We start from the raw sequence: 20,619 nt of genomic DNA on the forward strand, positions 1-20,619 counted from the left end.
GTGGCACGCGGATCGCGGCGCGGCCTGCTGGTCGGGCTGACCGCCGCCAGCGTGGGCGTCATCTACGGTTACGACCTGTCCATCATCGCCGGCGCGCAGTTGTTCGTCACCGAGGACTTCGGCCTGTCCACCCGGCAACAGGAACTGCTGACGACGATGGCGGTGATCGGCCAGATCGGTGGGGCGCTTTTCGCCGGGGTGCTCGCCAACGCGATCGGTCGCCAGCGGTCGGTGCTGCTGATCCTGTCCGGCTACGCGGTTTTCGCGCTGCTGGCCGCGTTCTCGGTGGGTCTGCCGATGCTGTTGACCGCGCGGCTGCTGCTGGGCCTGACCATCGGTGTGACGGTGGTGGTGGTGCCGGTGTACGTGGCCGAGTCGGCCCCGACGGCGGTGCGCGGCGCGCTGCTGACGGCCTATCAGCTGGCGATCGTCAGCGGCCTGATCGTCGGCTACCTGAGCGGGTATCTGCTGGCCGGCACGCACAGCTGGCGCTGGATGCTGGGGTTGGCCTGTGTTCCCGCATTGTTGTTGCTGCCGTTGGTGTTTCGGATGCCCGACACGGCGCGCTGGTATCTGCTCAAGGGCCGGGTCGACGACGCGCGGCGGGCGCTGCTGCGGGTGGAACCCGCCGCGCGGGTGGACGACGAGCTGGCCGAGATCGACCGCGCGGTGAGCGAGGAAGCCGCGAGCCTGCCGGCCATGCTGGCCGAGATGGTGCGCAGCCCCTACCGGCGCGCCACCGTCTTCGTGGTGGTGCTGGGCTTTCTGATTCAGATCACCGGCATCAACGCGATCATCTACTACAGCCCGCGGATCTTCGAGGCGATGGGCTTCACCGGCAATTTCGCGCTGCTGGCGTTGCCGGCGCTGGTGCAGGTCGCCGGCCTGGTTGCGGTGGGCACCGCGCTGCTGCTGGTCGACCGGGTGGGCCGGCGGCCAATCCTGTTGTGCGGCACCGCCATGATGATCGTGGCCGACGTGGTGCTGGTGGCCGTGTTCGGCCGCGGCCCGGGCGGCGTGATCGCCGGGTTCGCCGGGGTGCTGCTGTTCATCTTCGGCTACACCATGGGTTTCGGCTCCCTGGGTTGGGTGTACGCCAGCGAGAGCTTCCCGTCGCGGCTGCGGTCCATCGGGTCGAGCACCATGCTGACCTCCAACCTGGTGGCCAACGCCATCGTCGCCGCGGTGTTCCTGACGTTGCTGCATTCCTTGGGCGGCGCAGGCACTTTCGCGGTGTTCGCGGTGCTCGCGGTGGTCGCGTTCGCGTTCGTCCACCGGTACGCGCCGGAGACCAAGGGCCGCCAGCTCGAGGACATCCGGCACTTCTGGGAGAACGGCGGCCGGTGGGACTGATCGCCGCGGGGACGATGGTGGCATCCGGGCGGGTCCGCCGCCCGGGCTGGGTTGAGACGTCCGGCGGGCACATCGCGGCGTGCGGCACCGGCCCGCCGCCGCGCCCGGCCGACCGCGAGTTCCCCGACGGCACGGCGGTGCCCGGCTTCGTCGACATGCACGTGCACGGCGGCGGCGGCGCCTCCTACACCGACCCCGACGGCATCGCGAAGGCCGCCGCCTTCCATCTGCGGCACGGCACCACCACCACGATGGCCAGCCTGGTGACCGGCTCGCCGGCCGAGCTGCTGGGCGGGGTGCGCGCGCTCGCCGAGGCCACCCGGGATCGCACGGTCGCGGGCATCCACCTGGAGGGCCCGTGGTTGAGCCGCGCCCGCTGCGGCGCCCACGACGCCCGCCGGATGCGCGACCCCGACCCGCACGAGATCGACGCGGTGCTCTCGGCCGGCGGCGGCGCGATCAGGATGGTCACCCTGGCGCCCGAGCTGCCCGGGGCCGACGCGGCGATCCGGCGTTTCGTGGACGCGGGAGTCGTTGTGGCAGTTGGGCATACGAATGCCGACTACCGGCAGACCCGGCACGCCATCGCGCTGGGCGCCACTGTCGGCACGCATCTGTTCAACGCGATGCCGCCGCTGCATCATCGCGAGCCCGGCCCCGCGCTGGCGCTGCTGCGCGACCCGCGGGTCACCGTCGAGCTGATCGCCGACGGCGTGCACGTGCATCCCGACGTGGTGCACGCGGTGATCGACACGGCCGGGCCGGAGCGGGTCGCGCTGGTCACCGATGCGCTGGCCGCCGCCGGCCGCCCCGACGGCGCGTTCCGGCTGGGCCCGGTGCACATCGACGTCGTCGCCGGCGTCGCGCGGGTGCACGGGACGACGACGATCGCGGGCAGCACCGCCACCATGGACCGGCTCTTTCGCACCGTGGCCGGGTCAGGCACCGACCGCGACGCCGCGCTGGCGGCCGCGGTGCAGATGACGTCGACGACGCCGGCGCGCGCGCTGGGGCTCGATCGGGTGGGCAGCTTGCGGGCCGGCCATGAGGCCAACCTCGTTGTGCTGGACGATGATTGGCGAGTTAGGGCCGTCATGGTCCGCGGCGACTGGCTGGCCGACGCGTAGCGATCTTGTTAACATCGGTGCCGTCAACAACTGACACCGGACGAGGGGCCCCGTACCCGGCCAGCGACAAGACGGCGCCGTGGAGGTGCGCAATGGCCTGGCTGATCCTGATCGCCTCGGGTGTGCTGGAAGCGGTGTGGGCGACCGCGCTGAGCCGGTCCGAGGGTTTTTCCCGGCTCGGCCCGTCGCTGGTTTTCTTTGTGGCGCTGGCATTTTCGATGACCGGGCTGGCGGTCGCGATGCGCAGCCTGCCGGTCGGCACCAGCTACGCGGTCTGGGTGGGCGTCGGCGCCGCGCTCACGGTGACCTATGCGGCGCTGGTCGGCGACGAACCGGCGTCGCCGGTCAAGCTGGTGCTGATCGCGGGGATCGTGGCCTGCGTCGCGGGCCTGAAGCTGCTCGGCTAGCGGCGCCGGCGGGTGAGCCGGGCGAACGCCAGCGCCGCAACGGCTCCCAGACCCATCGCGGTCAGCGTCTGGCGGGTGTTCAGCCCCTCGTCCAGGTGCACCCGCGGCGCGATGATCGCCGGCGCCGGAGGGGCGACGGGCCGATCACGCGTATCGGTGGACGCGGTCGCCGCCCACGCCGTGCAGAACAGCACGAGATAGGCTGTGATGTAAGCGAATACCATCAACCCGAGCACCGGGCCGAAGGCGGCGCCGGCCGGGCTGCGCAGCACCGTCCGCAGATAGATCGACGCGACCTGTTTGAACACCTCGAAGCCGATCGCCGCGATCAGCCCGGCCCGCATCGAATCCACGAAACTGACCTTCTCCCGCGGCAGCCGGGCGATCATCCAGGTGAACAGCAGCCACGACACCAGCGTCGCGATCAGTATGGAGAAGATCCAGAACAGCCAGTCGAAGACCACGAACTGCGGTATGCCAAGCCATTTCAGCAGCGCGGCCATGGGTGCGGCGTGGCCGACGGTGGTCAGCCCGACGGTGGCCACGATCACCGCGAACGTCCCCACCATGGCCAGCAGGTCGGAGAGCTTGTTGCGCACGAAGCCCGGCGACTCGATCTGGGTGTCCCACCACATCTCGGTCAACGCCTGGCGCAGATGCGATATCCAGCCCAGCCCCGCCCACACCGCGGTGGCCAGGCCGATCACCCCGACCGACGTCCGGGCATCGATCGCCGAGTTCATCAACTCTTGCAGCTGATTTCCCAGCGCCCCGTTCACTTGCGAGCGGATGTGGTCGTCGATGCTGCTGAGCAGTTGCGGCCGCCGCGCCAGCACGAAACCGAACACCGCGAAACCGACCATCAGCAACGGAAACAACGCGAAGATCGTGTAATACGTCAGGCCCGCCGCGAAGAAGCCGCCGTTGCGGTCGTCGAATCGCTGGTAGGCGCGGATGAGGTGATCCAGCCAGCCGTGCCGGGCCCGCAGCCGATCAAGAAACCCCGCCTCGGCCGGCTCGCTCATCGTGGAACTTCTTACCCCCGTCGCGGAAGGAACCCAAGCCGATCGTAAACCCGTTCGACGGTTTTCCCGGCGACATCCTGGGCCCGTTGCGCCCCGGCCGCCAGAACGGCCTCCAATTCGGCCGGGTCGGCCATCAATTCGTCGACGCGGGCCTTGATCGGGGTGACGAACTCGACCACCGCGTCCGCGGTGTCCTTCTTCAGATCGCCGTAACCCCTTCCGGCGTAGCCCTGCACGAGCTTGTCGATGTCGACGCCGCTGACCGCGGACTGGATGCTCAGCAGGTTGGACACTCCCGGCTTGGCGTCGGTGTCGAACCGGATCTCCCGCTCGCTGTCGGTGACCGCGGAGCGAATCTTCTTGGCGGACAACGCCGGATCGTCGAGCAGATTGATCAGCCCGGCATCGGTAGACGCCGACTTGCTCATCTTCGACGTCGGGTCGGCCAAGTCGTAGATCTTGGCGGTGACCTTGGGGATGAGCATCTCCGGCACCACGAACGTGTCCGGGAAGCGGGCGTTGAACCGCTGCGCCACGTCGCGCGCCAACTCCAGGTGCTGGCGCTGGTCCTCGCCGACGGGCACCAGGCCGGTGTCGTAGGCCAGCACGTCGGCGGCCTGCAGCACCGGATAGGTGAACAGGCCCACCGTGGTGGAGTCCGCGCCCTGGCGCAGCGACTTGTCCTTGAACTGCGTCATCCGCGAGGCCTGGCCGAAGCCGGTGAAGCAGCCCAGCACCCAGGCCAGCTGGGTGTGGGCGGGCACGTGGCTTTGCACGAACACGGTGCTGCGGGCCGGGTCGATGCCCAGCGCCAGGTACTGGGCGGCGGTGACCAGGGTCCGCCGGCGCAGCGCCGCGGGGTCCTGGGCGATGGTGATGGCGTGCAGGTCGACCACGCAGAAGAACGCGTCCCAGTCGTCGCCCCAGTCGTCCTGCAGGGTCACCCACTGCGAGATGGCGCCCAACGCGTTGCCCAGGTGCAGCGAATCGGACGTGGGCTGGACGCCGGAGAAAATCCGGCGGGATCCGGTGGCGGTGCTCATGATGCACCGATCTTTTCACGCCTCGTCTCCCGCGCCGTGCCGCGGCCCGCACGGACCGCTGCCCGCGCCGCCCGCCAAACTTGCGGTACCGGCGGTACCGCATTTAATGTCGCGGTATGACGACTCGTGCGCCCATCCACCTCGGCCCCAAGGATGGTTCCGGGGAGCCGGTCGTGCTGCTGCACGGGTTCCTGATGTCGCAGACGGTGTGGGATCCGGTGGCGCCGCGGCTGGCCGACACCGGCCGTTACGAGGTCTTCGCCCCGACCATGGCCGGCCACAACGGCGGACCGTACGCGGGCACCTGGCTGCTCAGCTCGTCGGTGCTGGCCGACCACGTCGAACGTCAGCTCGACCAGCTCGGCTGGGACAGCGCCCATCTGGTGGGCAACTCGCTGGGCGGCTGGGTGGCCTTCGAACTCGAGCGGCGCGGCCGGGCGCGCAGCGTCACCGGCATCGGCGCCGCCGGCGGCTGGACCCGCTGGAGCCCGGTCAAGTTCGAGGTGATCGGCAAGTTCATCGGGGGCATGCCGCTGCTGTTGCTGGCCCGGCTGCTCGGCCAACGCATCCTGCAGTTGCCGCTGAGCCGGCGGCTGGCGACGCTGCCGCTGAGCGCCACGCCGAGCGGGGTCAGCGAGCGCCAGCTGTCCGGCGTCATCGAGGACGCCGCGCACTGCCCGGCCTATTTCCAGCTGCTGGTCAAGTCGCTGCTGCAGCCCGGGCTGCTGGAGCTGGCGCAGACCGCGGTGCCGGTGCAACTGGTGCTGTGCGAGAAGGACCGGGTGGTGCCGCCCAGCAGGTTCAGCCGGCACTTCACCGACCACCTGCCGCCGGAGACGAGGATCACCAGGCTCGACGGCGTCGGACACGTGCCGATGTTCGAGGCGCCTGAGCGGGTCACAACGGTGCTCACCGACTTCATCGACGACTGCGTGGCCCGCTCCCAGCGCCAGCAGCCCCCCGCTAGTTAGTCAGCTCCCGCCGCAGGTTCTCGGCGATCGAGTTGAGGAATTCCTCGCTCTGCTGCCACTTTTGGTCGGGGCCGATCAGGATGGCGAGGTCCTTGGTCATCTTGCCGCTCTCCACGGTGGAGACGACGACGCGTTCCAGGGTCTGCGCGAACTCGATCACCTCGGGGGTATCGTCCAGCTTGCCGCGGTGCGCCAGCCCGCGCGTCCAGGCGAAGATCGAGGCGATCGGGTTGGTCGAGGTTGGCTTGCCGGCCTGGTACTGACGGAAGTGCCGGGTGACGGTGCCGTGCGCGGCCTCGGCCTCGACCGTCTTGCCGTCGGCGGTCATCAGCACCGAGGTCATCAGCCCCAGCGAGCCGTAACCCTGTGCTATCGCGTCGGATTGGACGTCGCCGTCGTAGTTCTTGCAGGCCCACACGTAGCCGCCCTCCCATTTGAGGCAGGCCGCCACCATGTCGTCGATCAGCCGGTGTTCGTAGGTCAGCCCCTCCGCTTCGAACTGCTCCTTGAATTCCTCGTCGTAGATGCGCTGGAACTCGTCCTTGAACATGCCGTCGTAGGCCTTGAGGATGGTGTTCTTGGTCGACAGGTACACCGGCCATTTGGCGTTCAGGCCGTACTTGAACGACGCGCGGGCGAAGTCGCGGATCGACTCCCGGAAGTTGTACATCCCCATCACCACCCCGCCGTCCTCGGGGATGGACACCATCTCGTGCACGATCGGCTCGCTGCCGTCGGCGGGAGTGAAGGTGATCGCGACGGTGCCCGGCTTGTCCACCTTGAAGTTGGTCGACCGGTACTGGTCGCCGAATGCGTGGCGGCCGATGACGATCGGCTTGCTCCAGCCCGGAACCAGCCGCGGCACATTGGATATCACGATCGGCTCGCGGAAGATGGTGCCGCCCAAGATGTTCCGGATCGTCCCGTTCGGGGACAGCCACATCCTCTTGAGGTTGAACTCCCGGACCCTCGCCTCGTCGGGGGTGATCGTCGCGCACTTGACGCCCACGCCGTGCTTCTTGATGGCATACGCCGCGTCGATCGTCACCTGGTCGTCGGTGCGGTCGCGGTGCTCGATGCCCAGGTCGTAGTAGTCCAGGTCGATGTCGAGGTAGGGAAGGATCAAGTTCTCCTTGATCATCTTCCAGATGACCCGGGTCATCTCGTCACCGTCGAGCTCGACGACGCGGCCCTTGACCTTGATCTTGGACGTGTTGGCGGGCTTGGACATGTCAGCGCTGCGACGCGGCCAGCGCCTCGTTGAACGTCTTGCTCGGCCGCATCACCGCGGTGGTCTTCTCGCTGTCGGGCTGGTAGTAGCCGCCGATGTCGACCGGCCGGCCCTGCACCTCGGCGAGCTCCTCGACGATCCGCTGCTCGTTTTCGCCCAACGACTCGGCCAGCGCGGCGAAATGCCGGCGCAGCTCGTCGTCGTCGTTTTGCGCGGCGAGCTCTTGGGCCCAGTACAGCGCCAGGTAGAACTGGCTGCCCCGGTTGTCGAGCTCTCCGGTCTTGCGCGACGGACTCTTGTTGTTCTCCAACAGCTTTCCGATGGCGGCATCCAGCGTCTTGCCCAGCAGCTTGGCCCGCTGGTTACCGGTCTTGATGCCGATGTCTTCGAAACACGCTCCCAGAGCCAGGAATTCACCGAGGGAGTCCCAGCGCAGATGGTTCTCCTCAACGAGCTGGTGCACATGCTTGGGCGCCGACCCGCCGGCTCCGGTCTCATACATGCCGCCGCCGGACATCAACGGCACGATGGACAGCATCTTGGCGCTGGTGCCCAGCTCCAGGATGGGGAACAGGTCGGTGAGGTAGTCGCGCAGGATGTTTCCGGTGACGGCGATGGTGTCCTGGCCGCGCATGGCCCGTTCCAGCGTGTACCGCATGGCCCACACCTGCGGCATGATCTGGATGTGCAGGCCCTCGGTGTCGTGCTCCTTGAGGTATTCCTTGACCTTCTTGCGCAGCTCGACCTCGTGCGGGCGTTCGGTGTCCAGCCAGAACACCGCCGTCATCCCCGAGTTGCGGGCCCGGGTGACGGCCAGCTTGACCCAGTCCCGGATCGGTTCGTCGCGCACGATCGGCATCCGCCAGATGTCGCCGGTCTCGACGTTCTGGGTCAGCAGGACCTCCCCCGTGTCCAGGTCGACGATGTTGGCGACGCCGTCCTCGGGGATCTCGAATGTCTTGTCGTGCGAACCGTATTCCTCGGCTTGCTGCGCCATCAGCCCGACGTTGGGCACCGTGCCCATGGTCGCCGGGTCGAACGCGCCGTGGGTTTTGCAGAAGTTGATGATCTCCTGGTAGATCCGGGAAAAGGTGGACTCGGGGTTGACGGCCTTGGTGTCCTTCTGCCGCCCGTCGGCGCCGTACATCTTGCCGCCGGCGCGGATCATCGCCGGCATGGACGCGTCCACGATCACGTCGCTGGGCGAGTGAAAGTTGGTGATGCCCTTGGCCGAATCGACCATGGCCAGCTCGGGCCGGTGCTCGTGGCAGGCGTGCAGGTCGCGGATGATCTCGTCGTGCAGCGACGCCGGCAGCGACTCGATCTTGCTGTACAGGTCGACCAGCCCGTTGTTGACGTCGACGCCGAGCTCGTCGAACAGCGCCTGATGCTTGGCGAAGGCCTCCTTGTAGAAGACCTTTACCGCGTGCCCGAAGACGATCGGGTGGCTGACCTTCATCATGGTCGCCTTGACGTGCAGCGAGAACATCACGCCGGTCTCGTAGGCGTCCTGCATCTGCTGCTCGTAGAACTCGACCAGGGCCTTCTTGCTCATGAACATCGAGTCGATGATGTCGCCGGTGCGCAGCGAAACCATCGGCTTGAGCACGATCGTCTTGCCGCTCTTGGTCTCCAGCTCCATCTTGACGTTGCGGGCGCGGTCCAGCGTCATCGACTTCTCGCCGTGGTAGAAGTCGCCGTGCTTCATGGTCGCGACGTGGGTGCGCGAGGCCGGCGACCACTCCGCCATGTGGTGCGGGTGCTTGCGGGCGTACTCCTTGACCGCCTTGGGTGCGCGACGGTCCGAGTTGCCTTGCCGCAGAACGGGATTGACCGCACTGCCCAGGCACTTGGCGTAGCGCTCGCGGATCTCACGGTCCTCGTCGGTCTTCGGGCTCTGCGGGAAGTCGGGGATCTTGTATCCCTTGCCCTGCAGCTCCTTGACGGCGGCGATCAGCTGGGGCACCGAGGCGCTGATGTTGGGCAGCTTGATGATGTTGGTGTCGGCCAGCTTGGTCAGCCGGCCCAGCTCGGCCAGGTTGTCGGGCACCCGCTGCTCTTCGGTCAGGTGCTCGGGGAACTCGGCCAGGATGCGGGCCGCCACCGAGATGTCGCTGGTCTTGATCTCGATGCCCGCCGGTTCGGCGAAGGCCCGCACGATCGGCAGGAACGCGTAGGTCGCCAGCAGCGGCGCCTCGTCGGTCAGCGTGTAGATGACGGTCGGCTTCTCGGCGCTCACGGTCCCTCTCCCGGCGTCAATGATGGGTTCGCATTGTGGGGCTCAGCAATCTATCTGCCACGTTATCAAGGGTGTTTGGACAGGTGTCGGGGCGCGTCTGCCCGCATCACCGCCGGCTCACCGCCGGGTCGCCACCGGGGAGTTGGCACCGGGTCGGCACAGTAAGATAGTCTTTGTATCGGTCATGAGCGCCAGCATCAAGCCCCGGCTTGCTGGCCGGCAACCCTCCAACCGCGGTGGGGTGCCCCGGGTGATGACCAGGTTGAGTAGCCACCACAACCGGCTATCCGGCAAGCGCGGGTCCGCCATGACGGGCCCCTGAGCAGACAGGGAAACGTGATGCGCATTCACTCGGTTCATCGGCAAGCTCGATCGCGCCCGCGCGTGCGTCGCTGCTGACGGCTGCCAGCCGGATTCTTCTTCCGACTTCTTCCGACCGACTTCTTCCGACCGAGAGAAAGCACCCCCGTGAGCTCCGAGAACACCGATCACGACACCGACCCCAGCGCGCACTGGTCGTTCGAGACCAAGCAGGTGCACGCCGGCCAGCACCCCGACTCGGCCACCAACGCCCGGGCCCTGCCGATCTACCAGACCACGTCGTACACCTTCGACGACACCACCCACGCCGCCGCCCTGTTCGGGCTGGAGGTGCCGGGCAACATCTACACCCGGATCGGCAATCCGACCACCGACGTCGTCGAGCAGCGCATCGCCGCGCTGGAGGGCGGGGTGGCGGCGCTGTTTCTGAGCTCCGGTCAGGCCGCTGAGACTTTCGCCATATTGAACCTGGCAAGTGCCGGAGATCACATCGTCTCCAGCCCGCGGCTCTACGGCGGCACCTACAACCTGTTCCACTATTCGCTGGCCAAGCTCGGTATCGAGGTCAGCTTCGTGGAGGATCCCGACGACCTGGATTCCTGGCAGGCCGCGGTCCGGCCGAACACCAAGGCGTTCTTCGCCGAGACGATCTCCAACCCGCAGATCGACATCCTGGACATCCCCGGCGTCTCGGGCGTCGCCCACGCCAACGGCGTGCCGCTGATCGTCGACAACACCATCGCCACGCCGTACCTGATCCAGCCGTTCGCGCACGGCGCCGACATCGTGGTGCACTCGGCCACCAAGTACCTCGGCGGTCACGGCTCGGCGATCGCCGGCGTGATCGTCGACGGCGGCACCTTCGACTGGACGCAGGGCCGGTTCCCGGGCTTCACCACCCCCGACCCGAGCTACCACGGCGTGGTGTTCGCGGAGCTGGGCCCGCCGGCGTACGCGCTCAAGGCCCGCGTGCAGTTGCTGCGCGACCTCGGTTCGGCCGCGGCGCCGTTCAACGCGTTCCTGGTCGCCCAGGGCATCGAGACGCTGAGCCTGCGCATGGAGCGGCACGTCGCCAACGCGCAGCGGGTGGCCGAGTTCCTGGCCTCTCATGACGGCGTGCTGTCGGTGAACTACGCGGGACTGCCCGGCTCGCCGTGGCACGAGCGGGCAAAGAAGCTGGCGCCCAAGGGAACCGGGGCGGTGCTGTCGTTCGAGTTGGCCGGCGGGGTGGAGGCCGGCAAGGCGTTCGTGAACGCGCTGAAGCTGCACAGCCACGTCGCCAACATCGGCGACGTCCGCTCGCTGGTCATCCACCCGGCCTCGACCACGCACGCCCAGCTGTCCCCGGCCGAGCAGCTGAGCACCGGGGTCAGCCCGGGGCTGGTGCGGCTGGCGGTCGGCATCGAGGGAATCGACGACATCCTGGCCGACCTGGAGCTCGGCTTCGCCGCGGCCGCCAAATTCGGTGCGAACGCGGGCACCTCCGGCGCCGACCCGCACGCCGTGGCGGCGTTCTGAAGGACCCGGCCATGACCATCCCCGACGTTCCCACCCAGACGCTGCCCGACGAAGGCGAAATCGGCTTCGTCCACATCGGCTCGCTGACCACCGAGGCCGGTGCGGTGATCGACGACGTGCACATCGCCGTGCAGCGCTGGGGCGAGTTGTCGCCGACGCGGGACAACGTGGTGGTGGTGCTGCACGCGCTGACCGGTGACTCCCATGTCACCGGGCCGGCCGGGCCCGGACATCCCACCGGCGGCTGGTGGGACGAGATGGTCGGGCCGGGCGCGCCGATCGACACCGACCGCTGGTGCGCGGTGGCCACCAACGTGCTGGGGGGTTGCCGCGGTTCCACCGGCCCGAGCTCGCGGACCCGCGACGGAAAGCCTTGGGGCTCAAGGTTTCCCCGGATCTCGATTCGCGACCAGGTGGAGGCCGACATCGCGGCGCTGGCCGCGCTGGGCATCGACGAGGTGGCCGCCGTGGTGGGTGGATCCATGGGCGGCGCAAGGGCTTTGGAGTGGATCGTCGGTCACCCGAGCAGGGTGCGGGCCGGGCTGCTGCTGGCGGTGGGCGCGCGCGCGACCGCCGATCAGATCGGCACCCAGTGCACCCAGATCGCGGCGATCAAATCCGATCCGAATTGGCAGGGCGGCGACTATCACGACACCGGGCGCACGCCCGACGCCGGGCTGGCGATCGCGCGGCGCTTCGCGCATCTGACCTACCGCGGCGAGGTCGAGCTCGACACCCGGTTCGGCAACGACGCGCAGCTCGACGAGGATCCCGCCAACGGCGGCCGGTACGCGGTGCAGAGTTATCTCGAGTACCAGGGCGTCAAGTTGGTGGAGCGGTTCGACGCGGGCAGCTACGTGGTGTTGACCGAGGCGCTGAACAGTCACGACGTCGGCCGGGCCCGCGGCGGGGTGCGCAAGGCGTTGCGCAGCTGCCCGGTGCCGGTGGTGGTGGGCGGCATTACGTCGGACCGGCTGTACCCGCTGCGTCTGCAGCAGGAGCTGGCCGAGCAGCTGCCGGGCTGCGCCGAGCTGCAGGTCGTCGACTCCATCTGCGGGCACGACGGGTTCCTGGTGGAGTCCGAGGCGGTCGGCGAAATGATCCGCAAGACACTGCTGTTGGCCGGTTCGCAGAGCGCCGGTCCGGGCGGCGCCGGCCCGGGGAGCAGGAAAGGCACGACCCGCCGGTGACCCGCTCGCGCCACGACCGCTCCCTCTCGTTCGGCTCGGCGGCCGCAGCCTACGAGCGTGGGCGGCCCTCCTATCCGCCGGAGGCGATCGACTGGCTGCTGCCGGTCGGCGCGCGTCAGGTGCTCGACCTCGGCGCGGGCACGGGCAAGCTGACCACCCGGCTGGTGGAACGCGGCCTGGACGTGGTGGCCGTCGACCCGATTCCGGACATGCTGGAGGTGTTGCGGAGCTCGCTGCCGGAGACCCGGGCGCTGCTGGGCACCGCCGAAGAAATCCCGTTGGAAGACAACAGCGTTGACGTGGTGTTGGTGGCGCAGGCCTGGCATTGGGTGGATCCGGAGCGGGCGATCCCGGAGGTGGCCCGGGTGCTGCGGCCCAGCGGGCGGCTCGGCCTGGTGTGGAACACCCGCGACGAGCGGCTGGGCTGGGTGCGCGAACTGGGCCGCATCATCGGAAGCGACGGCGACGGCCGCACCAACGTGACGCTGCCCGAGCCGTTCACCGACCTGGCGCACCATGAGGTCGAGTGGACGAATTACCTTACGCCGCAAGCATTGATCGACCTGGTGGCGTCGCGCAGCTACTGCATCACCTCGCCGACCGAGGTGCGCACCCGAACCCTGGACCAGGTCCGCCACCTGCTGGCCACGCATCCGGCGCTGGCGAATTCGACCGGCCTGGCGCTGCCCTATGTCACCCGGTGCACCCGGGCGACGCTGGCCGGCTGAGCGCCGGGTCAATCGGGTTCGTCCCCGTCGTCATCGCCGTCGTCGTCCTCGCCCCCGTTCTCCCCGCGGAGCAGTTTTTCGGGGTGGTGGAAGGTGTTGGTGCGGGGTTGGTTTCGGTCCAGGTGGGGTGGTGGGATCCATTCGGTTTCCCCGCGTGCGTTTTTGTGGGTGGTCCAGGCGCCGGGTTGGAGCAGGCGGTGGTGGGGTCCGCAGGCGAAGGTCAGATCGTTGATGTCGGTGGTGTGGCAGGTGGCGTAGTCGGTGCAGTGATGCACCTCGGCGTAGTAGCCGGGCACGGTGCAGCCGGGGGCGGTGCAGCCGCGGTCTTTGGCGTACAACACGATGCGCTGTGCGGGGGAGGCCAGGCGTTTGGTGTGATACAGGGCCAGGGCTTTGCCGTGGTCGAAAATGGCCAGGTAGTGGCGGGCGTGGCGGGATAGCCGGATCACATCGGACATGGGCAGCAGGGTGCCGCCGCCGGTGAGCCCTTTGCCGGCGGCGGTTTCGAGGTCGGCCAGGGTGGTGGTGACGATGATGGAGGCCGGGAGGCCGTTGTGTTGGCCGAGGTTTCCTGAGGCCAGCAGGGCGCGCAGGCCGGCCAGCAGCCCATCGTGGTTGCGTTGAGCCGCCGAGCGGGCATCAGCGTCGATGGCGGTTTGACTCGGAGTGCCCTCCACGCAGGGGTTTTCGTCGAGTGGGTTGCACATGCCGGGGGCGGCGAGTTTGGCCAGCACCGCCTCGAGGGTGGCACGTAGTTCGGGGGACAGCCAGCCGCGGAGTTCGGACATGCCGTCGGCGTGTTGGTTGCCCAGGGTGAGGCTGCGGCGGCGGGCCCGGTCTTCGTCGCGGTAGAGGCCGTCGGGGTTGAGGCAATCGGCCAGCGTGCCGGCCAACGCGGCGAGCTGTTCGGGCCGATACCGGGTGCCTTCCCTGGCCAGGTCGGTTTCGGCGCGCTCCCGGGTCGCCTGGTCGATCCAGCCCGGCAACTGGTGGCAGAACTTACGGATCACCGCCACCTGCTCGAGACCCAACAACCCCTCTCGTTGCCGCGCGGCGGTGGCCGCCAGCAGCGGCGGCAACGGTTCCCCGGTCAACCCCACCCGCGGGCCCAGGTCGGCGGCGGTGTGTACCCGCCGGGCGGCCTCGGCGCGGCTGATCAGCGTCGCCTCGGCGATCGCATGCGAAAGCCGGCCCCCCAACTCCGCCGGGCTGGCTTGCCGGGCAACGAGATTGATCAACTGATGCTCGGGGACCGGCAGGCGCCGGCGCACCGTCTCGCAACGCTGCAACAACGATAGACACTCGCGCGGCGTCAACGCGTCAAAACTCAACTCGCCCAGGCGGTCGACCGCAGCATCCAGCGCATCGAAGACCTTGACGATCTCTTCACGACTGCTGCAGCCCATGCCTCGAAGTGTATGAAGGGGCACCGACAAGAATCGCCGCCATGTGACCACAGAAACCAAAGTGACACAAGGGATTTCACCTGCCGACGGGCGTCGAGGGAGCCGCGGTCGTCGAGCAGTCGGTGCGTCCACAATGGCGACGAATCAATTGCCCGGCAACCGACTTGCGGGCCGGCCAATAATCCACCTCGCCGACGCCGCGGCCTTACGAAACGCTTATTGTGCGAACCTTTATCCCACCGTGTCGTAAACGTGACAGTGATGGCTCAGAGTTCGTAGGGCGTGATTCGAGTGCCGTCGGTGCACTCCAGGCGGACGGGGAGGCTGGCGTGAAGGCACTTGCACGAACTCATCAATGGATCTGGGTTTTGCGCCACCAGCCCTTCACCATTCGGCTGCTGGCCGCGGCCGCCGGCCTGCTCACGGTGGCGTCGGCGTTCGCGGCGCCGGCCGGGGCGGAGGGAAACGGCGACGACTTCATCGACGCGCTCAACCACGCCGGCATCGACTTCGGCGAACCGGGAAACGCGATGGCCGTCGGCGAGTCGGTCTGCCCCATGCTGTCGCAGCCGGGCGGCAATTTCGCCGCGGTGGCGTCCAGCGTCGCCGGCCGGGGCATGTCCCCCACGATGGCCCGCATGTTCACCACCATCGCAATCCAGACGTACTGCCCCCAGGAGATGGCGAACATCGCCAGCGGCAACCTGTCCGGCGCCATGCCGCAGGTTCCGGGAATGCCCGGGCAGCTTCCCACGATGGCCGGCCAGATCCCGGGCATGGCGGGCCAGACGGGCCAACTGCCGACGATGCCCGGCCAGCTGCCGAGCTTCTGATCGAGGCGCGCCGAGCGTGTGGGCCATGGACGAAAAATGACGAAAAGTCGTACCTAAAGCCCACGTTCGACGCGGACCAAACACTCGGAACGTCAGCCGGTGCCCAGCGGGTCGATGGTCCAGGCGATGTAGACCATCGCCGCCCCGACCATCGCGGTGATGACGAAGTCGATTCCCTTGCCGCGCACCACCAGCAGCCCGGCACGCTCCTCGGACAGCACCAGCCGCAGCAGCGCCGCCACCCCCACCCCGATGCCGAGCAGCAGTGAACCGCGGCGCCAGAAGTTGGCGCCCACCAAGGCCAGTGCCACCGCAAAGATCAAGCCCACCAACAGAATCGGCCACTGGGCCCGCATCAGGGTGCGTGCGGTCATTCCCGCTCGGCCAGCTCGACGACGTTGGTCAACAGGAACGCCCGGGTCAACGGGCCCACGCCGCCGGGATTCGGCGACACGTGACCGGCCACCTCCCACACGTCGGGGTGCACGTCGCCGGCGAGCTTGCCGTCGACCCGGCTGACCCCCACGTCGAGCACCGCGGCCCCCGGGCGCACCATGTCGGCGGTCAGCAGGTGCGGCACCCCGACGGCGGCCACGATGATGTCGGCCTGCCTGGTCAACGCCGGCAGATCACGAGTTCCGGTGTGGCACAACGTAACCGTCGCGTTCTCCGAACGCCGGGTCAGCAGCAGCCCCAGCGGACGACCGACCGTCACACCGCGGCCGATGACCACCACGTGCGCCCCGGCGATCTCGACGTCGTAGCGGCGCAACAGGTGCACGATTCCGCGCGGCGTGCACGGCAGCGGCGCCGGATTGTTGAGCACCAGCCGCCCCAGGTTGGTGGGGTGCAGGCCGTCGGCGTCCTTGTCCGGGTCCACCCGCTCCAGCGCCGCGTTCTCGTCCAACTGCTTGGGCAGCGGCAACTGCACGATGTACCCCGTGCATTCGGGGTTGGCGTTGAGCTCGTCGATGGTGTCGTTGAGCGCGGCGGTGCTGATGTCGGCGGGCAGGTCACGGCGGATCGAGGTGATGCCCACCTTGGCGCAGTCGGCGTGCTTGCCGCGCACGTAGGCCTGCGAGCCCGGGTCGTCGCCGACCAGGATGGTGCCCAAACCGGGGGTGCGGCCGGCCGCGGTCAACGCGGCGACCCGCTGCTTGAGGTCGACGAAGATTTCGTCGCGGGTGGCCTTGCCGTCCAGTGTGATTGCTCCCACGCTGACAGTCTGGCAGACCTCGATGATGGCGACCCGCTGCGCCCGGCTCCGCCGCGCTTGCGATCGCCATGTAACTCGATTGATGGCGACCCGCTGCGCCCGGCTCCGCCGCGCTTGCGATCGCCATTAGGCTCCCCGATATGCCCACCCCTCCGGACGTGTTCAGCCCCGCCAAGCTCGGTCCGATCACGCTGCGCAATCGCATCATCAAGTCCGCCACCTTCGAGGCGCGTACACCGGACGCGCTGGTGACCGACGACCTCATCGAATACCACCGGCTGCCCGCCGCGGGCGGCGTCGGCATGACGACCGTCGCCTACTGCGCCGTCTCCCCCGGCGGCCGCACCGAGGGCAACGGCATCTGGATGCGGCCCGAGGCCGTGCCCGGGTTCCGCCGGCTCACCGACGCGATCCACGCCGAGGGCGCGGCGGTCAGCGCGCAGATCGGGCACGCCGGGCCGGTGGCCAACGCCAGGTCCAACAAGGCGCAGGCGCTGGCGCCGGTCCGGTTCTTCAACCCGATCGGAATGCGGTTCGCCAAGAAGGCGACCCGCGACGACATCGACGAGGTGATCGCCGCGCATGCCGACGCCGCGCGGCTGGCCATCGAGGCCGGGTTCGACGCCGTCGAAATCCACCTGGGCCACAACTATTTGGCGAGTTCGTTCCTGTCCCCGCTGATCAACCGGCGCAACGACGAGTTCGGCGGGTCGCTGCAGAATCGGGCGAAGGTGGCCCGCGGCATGGTGATGGCCGTGCGGCGGGCGGTGGAAAAGGAGGGCACGCCCATCGCGGTGACGGCCAAGCTGAACATGGCCGACGGGGTGCGCGGCGGCATCAGCACCGAGGAATCGCTGACCACCGCCAAGTGGCTGGAGTCCGACGGCGGCCTGGACGCGATCGAGCTCACCGCGGGCAGCTCGCTGGTCAACCCGATGTACCTGTTCCGCGGCGATGCGCCGCTCAAGGAGTTCGCCGGCGCGTTCAAGCCGCCGCTGCGCTGGGGCATGCGCATGACGGGCAAGAAGTTCCTGCGCGAATACCCCTACCGCGAGGCGTATCTATTGCGGGACGCCAAGCTGTTTCGCGCCGAGCTGAAGATGCCGCTGATCCTGCTGGGCGGCATCACCAATCGGGAGACGATGGACCTGGCGATGGCGGAGGGGTTCGAGTTCGTCGCCATGGCCCGCGCGCTGCTGGCCGAGCCGGATCTGATCAACCGGATCGCCGCCGACGGTGCCGCGCACCGGGTGCATTCGGCGTGCACGCACTGCAATCAGTGCATGCCCACCATCTACAGCCGAACGCACTGCGTGGTCACCGGTGCGCCCGACCGGCACACCAGCGCCGCAACTTAATCCACAGCGCTGCAAGCTACAGTTGTGGCGATGTCAGCACCAGCCCCGCCAGCGCTAACCGTCCATCACGAAGGCTCGGAACGTACCTTCGCCGCGGGCCACGACGTGGTCGTCGGGCGCGATCTGCGAGCCGACATGCGCATCACACACCCTCTGATCTCGCGCGCCCACCTGCTGCTGCGCTACGACCAGGGCAAGTGGCTGGCCATCGACAACGGTTCGCTCAACGGAACTTTCGTCAACGGCCGCCGGGTGCCGGTGGTCGAGATCCACGACGGGTGCGCCATCAACATCGGAAACCCGGACGGCCCGCTGCTGACCTTCGACGTCGGCCGCCACCAAGGCATGGCCGGACGCCCGCCCCGCACCGAGTCGATGGGCATACCGGTGGCGGCCCACCCGCCCGCACCGGCGGCCTGGTCGGCTCAACCGGCGCCGCCGGTCGCCGCCCGCCCCGCCGGCCGGGCGCACCCCAACTGGGCCGCGCCACCGCGGCGCCCGCAGCCCGCGCCGCGCCCGGCCCGCCGGGCCAGACCATGTACGGCGGCCGCCCACCCGGCGGCTACCCGCCCGCCGCGCCGCCCCCGCCGCCCGTCGCACCGGCCCCGGCGGCCCCGCACACCCAGATGGCGCCCGCGGCTTCCAAGCCGCCCGAGGTGGCCAACCTGGCGACCAAGATGTTCCAGGCGCTGATGCCGTCGCGGTCCGGCGCCATCCAGAAGCCGGCCGGGTCGCAGACCATCGGCCGGGCCACCGACAACGACATCGTCATCCAGGACGTGCTGGCCTCCCGCCACCACGCCTTTCTGATCCAGACGCCGCTGGGCACCGAGATCCGCGACGCGCACAGCGTCAACGGCACCTTCGTCAACGGCGTGCGGGTCGGCTCGGCCGTGCTCACCGAGGGCGACGTGGTCACCATCGGCAACGTCGACCTGGTGTTCACCCGGGACGGGCTGATCCGGCGCACCGAGGCGGCCACCCGCAGCGGCGGGCTGGAGGTCAACTCCGTCTGCTACACCGTCGACCACGGCAAGCAGCTGCTCGACCACATCTCGCTGACCGCCCGGCCCGGCACGCTGACCGCCATCATCGGCGGCTCAGGCGCCGGCAAGACCACGCTGTCGCGGCTGATCGTCGGCTACACCACCCCCACGTCGGGCACGGTGACCTTCGAGGGCCACAACATCCACACCGAGTACGCATCCATGCGCAGCCGGATCGGCATGGTCCCGCAGGACGACGTGGTGCACCGCCAGCTCACGGTCAACCAGGCGCTCGGCTACGCCGCCGAACTGCGGCTGCCGCCCGACACCAGCAAAGAGGAACGGGCCCGCGTCGTCGCCCAGGTGCTCGAGGAACTCGACATGACCCAGCACGCCGAAACGCGGGTGGACAAGCTCTCCGGTGGGCAGCGCAAACGCGCCTCGGTCGCCCTCGAGCTGCTCACCCAGCCGTCGCTGCTGCTGCTCGACGAGCCGACGTCCGGCCTGGACCCGGCGCTGGACCGTCAGGTGATGCTGATGCTGCGCCAGCTCGCCGACGCCGGGCGGGTGGTATTGGTGGTCACCCACTCGGTGTCCTACCTGGACGTGTGCGACCAGATCCTGCTGATCGCCCCCGGCGGCAAGACCGCCTTCTGCGGGCCGCCCGACCAGGTCGAGCCCGCGCTGGGCACCCGCAACTGGGCCGACATCTTCGCCAAGGTCGGCGCCGACCCGGACGAGGCCAACCGGCGCTTCAAGGAGCGCAACCAGCAGTCGTCGCAGCCGCCGACGCCGCAGAGCCCGGCGGACCTGGGGGAACCCCCGCAGACCGACCTGTGGCGGCAGCTGTCGACGATCGCGCGCCGCCAGGTCCGGCTGGTGGTCTCCGACCGCGGCTACACCATCTTCCTGGCGGTGCTGCCGTTCCTCATCGGCGCGTTGTCGCTGACGGTGAAGGGCCCGCATCCGGGGCTGGGGCCGGCCGACCCGCTCGGACCCGCGCCCACGCAGCCGCAGTACATCATGGTGCTGCTGAACATCGGTGCGGTGTTCATGGGCACCGCGCTGACCATCCGAGATCTCATCGGCGAGCGGGCCATCTTCCGACGAGAGCAGGCGGTGGGGTTGTCCACCACCGCCTATCTGCTGGCCAAGATCGCGGTGTTCTGTGTCTTCGCGACCGCCCAGGCGGCGATCGCGACCATCATCGTGCGGCTGGGCAAGGGCGCGCCGACCGCGCACCCGCAGTTCTTCGGCAACTCGACGTTCTCGCTGTTCGTCACCGTGGCGGGCACCTGTATCGCGTCGGCGATGCTGGGCCTGCTGCTGTCGGCGCTGGCGCAGTCCAACGAGCAGATCATGCCGCTGCTGGTGGTGTCGATCATGTCGCAGCTAGTGTTCTCCAGCGGCATGATCCCGGTCTACCAGCGCATCGGCCTCGAGCAGCTGGCCTGGCTGACACCGGCGCGGTGGGGCTATGCCGCGGGCGCGTCCTCGATCGACTTCCCGTCGCTGGTCAAGGTCAAGCAGATCCCCACCAACGACCCGATCTGGCAGCACTCCAAACACATCTTCGTGTTCGACATGGCCATGCTGGCGCTGCTGTCGATCGGTTACACCGGCTTCGTGCGCTGGCACATCCGGCTGAAACGCTGAGGCCGGCCGGC

General features: G+C 68.7%; 16 protein-coding genes, 1 pseudogene and 2 riboswitches. Of the genes and pseudogenes, 10 read left to right on the forward strand and 7 right to left on the reverse strand.

Annotated elements, in window-relative coordinates; genetic code table 11:
• From NF20_RS16640 to NF20_RS16650, 3 genes are all read left to right on the forward strand, one after another.
• Window positions 1-1,353: a sugar porter family MFS transporter gene (locus NF20_RS16640; RefSeq protein WP_023895833.1), complete on the forward strand. Its 1,353-nt coding sequence runs from the start codon at window positions 1-3 to the stop codon at window positions 1,351-1,353.
• Window positions 1,354-1,367: 14 nt separating this feature from the next.
• On the forward strand, window positions 1,368-2,480 hold the full coding sequence (gene nagA, locus NF20_RS16645; protein WP_263428277.1) for an N-acetylglucosamine-6-phosphate deacetylase: 1,113 nt from the start codon (window positions 1,368-1,370) through the stop codon (window positions 2,478-2,480).
• A gap of 17 nt (window positions 2,481-2,497) precedes the next feature.
• A riboswitch (guanidine-III (ykkC-III) riboswitch) is annotated at window positions 2,498-2,561 on the forward strand.
• Between the two features lie 11 nt (window positions 2,562-2,572).
• Window positions 2,573-2,887 carry a DMT family transporter gene (locus tag NF20_RS16650; RefSeq protein ID WP_003874469.1) on the forward strand — a complete coding sequence of 105 codons (315 nt, stop codon included), beginning with the start codon at window positions 2,573-2,575 and terminating at the stop codon, window positions 2,885-2,887.
• Here NF20_RS16650 and yhjD read toward each other — a convergent pair.
• Window positions 2,884-3,912 carry an inner membrane protein YhjD gene (gene yhjD / locus NF20_RS16655; RefSeq protein WP_019732860.1) on the reverse strand — a complete coding sequence of 343 codons (1,029 nt, stop codon included), beginning with the start codon at window positions 3,910-3,912 and terminating at the stop codon, window positions 2,884-2,886. The two genes, NF20_RS16650 and yhjD, sit on opposite strands and share 4 nt — an antisense overlap.
• 11 nt (window positions 3,913-3,923) lie before the next feature.
• The gene (trpS, locus tag NF20_RS16660) at window positions 3,924-4,955 is read right to left on the reverse strand and encodes a tryptophan--tRNA ligase (RefSeq protein ID WP_003874467.1); all 1,032 of its coding nucleotides are present in this window, start codon (window positions 4,953-4,955) and stop codon (window positions 3,924-3,926) included.
• A gap of 173 nt (window positions 4,956-5,128) precedes the next feature.
• Between trpS and NF20_RS16665 the strand changes: the two genes are divergently transcribed.
• Complete coding sequence (locus tag NF20_RS16665) at window positions 5,129-5,926, forward strand: alpha/beta fold hydrolase (RefSeq protein ID WP_033711565.1); 798 nt, start codon at window positions 5,129-5,131, stop codon at window positions 5,924-5,926.
• On the opposite strand, the gene NF20_RS16670 is transcribed toward NF20_RS16665, so the two are convergent.
• Together NF20_RS16670 and NF20_RS16675 are read right to left on the reverse strand one after the other, a co-directional pair.
• Complete coding sequence (locus tag NF20_RS16670) at window positions 5,919-7,157, reverse strand: NADP-dependent isocitrate dehydrogenase (protein WP_009978838.1); 1,239 nt, start codon at window positions 7,155-7,157, stop codon at window positions 5,919-5,921. The genes NF20_RS16665 and NF20_RS16670 overlap by 8 nt on opposite strands.
• Before the next feature lies 1 nt (window position 7,158).
• A complete protein-coding gene (locus NF20_RS16675; protein WP_011725997.1) occupies window positions 7,159-9,396 on the reverse strand; it encodes an NADP-dependent isocitrate dehydrogenase in 2,238 nt (745 codons plus the stop codon).
• Between the two features lie 180 nt (window positions 9,397-9,576).
• Window positions 9,577-9,699, forward strand: a riboswitch (SAM riboswitch).
• A gap of 165 nt (window positions 9,700-9,864) precedes the next feature.
• Here NF20_RS16675 and NF20_RS16680 point away from each other — a divergent pair.
• From NF20_RS16680 to NF20_RS16690, 3 genes are read left to right on the forward strand one after another with little or no spacing between them, the layout of a single operon-like run.
• Entirely contained in the window at window positions 9,865-11,235 is a 1,371-nt protein-coding gene (locus NF20_RS16680; protein ID WP_009978841.1) for a bifunctional o-acetylhomoserine/o-acetylserine sulfhydrylase, read from the forward strand.
• An 11-nt stretch (window positions 11,236-11,246) separates the two neighbouring features.
• Window positions 11,247-12,425 (forward strand): homoserine O-acetyltransferase MetX, encoded by a 1,179-nt coding sequence (gene metX, locus NF20_RS16685; RefSeq protein WP_009978842.1) that lies wholly within the window; start codon window positions 11,247-11,249, stop codon window positions 12,423-12,425.
• A complete protein-coding gene (locus NF20_RS16690) occupies window positions 12,422-13,153 on the forward strand; it encodes a class I SAM-dependent methyltransferase (RefSeq protein WP_033711563.1) in 732 nt (243 codons plus the stop codon). Before metX ends, NF20_RS16690 begins: the two co-directional genes overlap by 4 nt.
• Window positions 13,154-13,161: 8 nt before the next feature.
• Here NF20_RS16690 and NF20_RS16695 read toward each other — a convergent pair whose 3' ends face one another.
• Window positions 13,162-14,559, reverse strand: a complete 1,398-nt coding sequence (locus tag NF20_RS16695; protein ID WP_033711562.1) for an HNH endonuclease signature motif containing protein — start codon at window positions 14,557-14,559, stop codon at window positions 13,162-13,164.
• Window positions 14,560-14,888: 329 nt separating this feature from the next.
• Between NF20_RS16695 and NF20_RS16700 the strand changes: the two genes are divergently transcribed.
• On the forward strand, window positions 14,889-15,392 hold the full coding sequence (locus tag NF20_RS16700) for a DUF732 domain-containing protein (RefSeq protein WP_050593694.1): 504 nt from the start codon (window positions 14,889-14,891) through the stop codon (window positions 15,390-15,392).
• A 92-nt stretch (window positions 15,393-15,484) separates the two neighbouring features.
• Here NF20_RS16700 and NF20_RS16705 read toward each other — a convergent pair whose 3' ends face one another.
• Entirely contained in the window at window positions 15,485-15,766 is a 282-nt protein-coding gene (locus tag NF20_RS16705) for a DUF3017 domain-containing protein (RefSeq protein ID WP_033711560.1), read from the reverse strand.
• Window positions 15,763-16,608: a bifunctional methylenetetrahydrofolate dehydrogenase/methenyltetrahydrofolate cyclohydrolase gene (locus NF20_RS16710; protein WP_009978848.1), complete on the reverse strand. Its 846-nt coding sequence runs from the start codon at window positions 16,606-16,608 to the stop codon at window positions 15,763-15,765. The genes NF20_RS16705 and NF20_RS16710 overlap by 4 nt, the downstream gene beginning before the upstream one ends.
• Before the next feature lie 140 nt (window positions 16,609-16,748).
• Here NF20_RS16710 and NF20_RS16715 point away from each other — a divergent pair, with 140 nt between their 5' ends.
• Window positions 16,749-17,966: an NADH:flavin oxidoreductase gene (locus NF20_RS16715; RefSeq protein ID WP_033717353.1), complete on the forward strand. Its 1,218-nt coding sequence runs from the start codon at window positions 16,749-16,751 to the stop codon at window positions 17,964-17,966.
• Between the two features lie 30 nt (window positions 17,967-17,996).
• Window positions 17,997-20,608: pseudogene (locus NF20_RS16725) on the forward strand (FHA domain-containing protein).
• Window positions 20,609-20,619 lie beyond the last annotated feature (11 nt).

The organism is Mycobacterium sp. MAC_080597_8934, assembly GCF_000523975.1.
Taxonomy (GTDB): Bacteria; Actinomycetota; Actinomycetes; order Mycobacteriales; family Mycobacteriaceae; genus Mycobacterium; species Mycobacterium avium.

Coding starts and splice junctions, on each gene's coding strand:
- NF20_RS16670 (WP_009978838.1), bottom strand. CDS start 7,157: ATGTCCAAGCCCGCCAACACGTCCAAGATCAAGGTCAAGGGCCGCGTC.
- trpS (WP_003874467.1), bottom strand. CDS start 4,955: ATGAGCACCGCCACCGGATCCCGCCGGATTTTCTCCGGCGTCCAGCCC.
- NF20_RS16715 (WP_033717353.1), top strand. CDS start 16,749: ATGCCCACCCCTCCGGACGTGTTCAGCCCCGCCAAGCTCGGTCCGATC.
- metX (WP_009978842.1), top strand. CDS start 11,247: ATGACCATCCCCGACGTTCCCACCCAGACGCTGCCCGACGAAGGCGAA.
- NF20_RS16650 (WP_003874469.1), top strand. CDS start 2,573: ATGGCCTGGCTGATCCTGATCGCCTCGGGTGTGCTGGAAGCGGTGTGG.
- NF20_RS16705 (WP_033711560.1), bottom strand. CDS start 15,766: ATGACCGCACGCACCCTGATGCGGGCCCAGTGGCCGATTCTGTTGGTG.
- nagA (WP_263428277.1), top strand. CDS start 1,368: ATGGTGGCATCCGGGCGGGTCCGCCGCCCGGGCTGGGTTGAGACGTCC.
- NF20_RS16695 (WP_033711562.1), bottom strand. CDS start 14,559: ATGGGCTGCAGCAGTCGTGAAGAGATCGTCAAGGTCTTCGATGCGCTG.
- yhjD (WP_019732860.1), bottom strand. CDS start 3,912: ATGAGCGAGCCGGCCGAGGCGGGGTTTCTTGATCGGCTGCGGGCCCGG.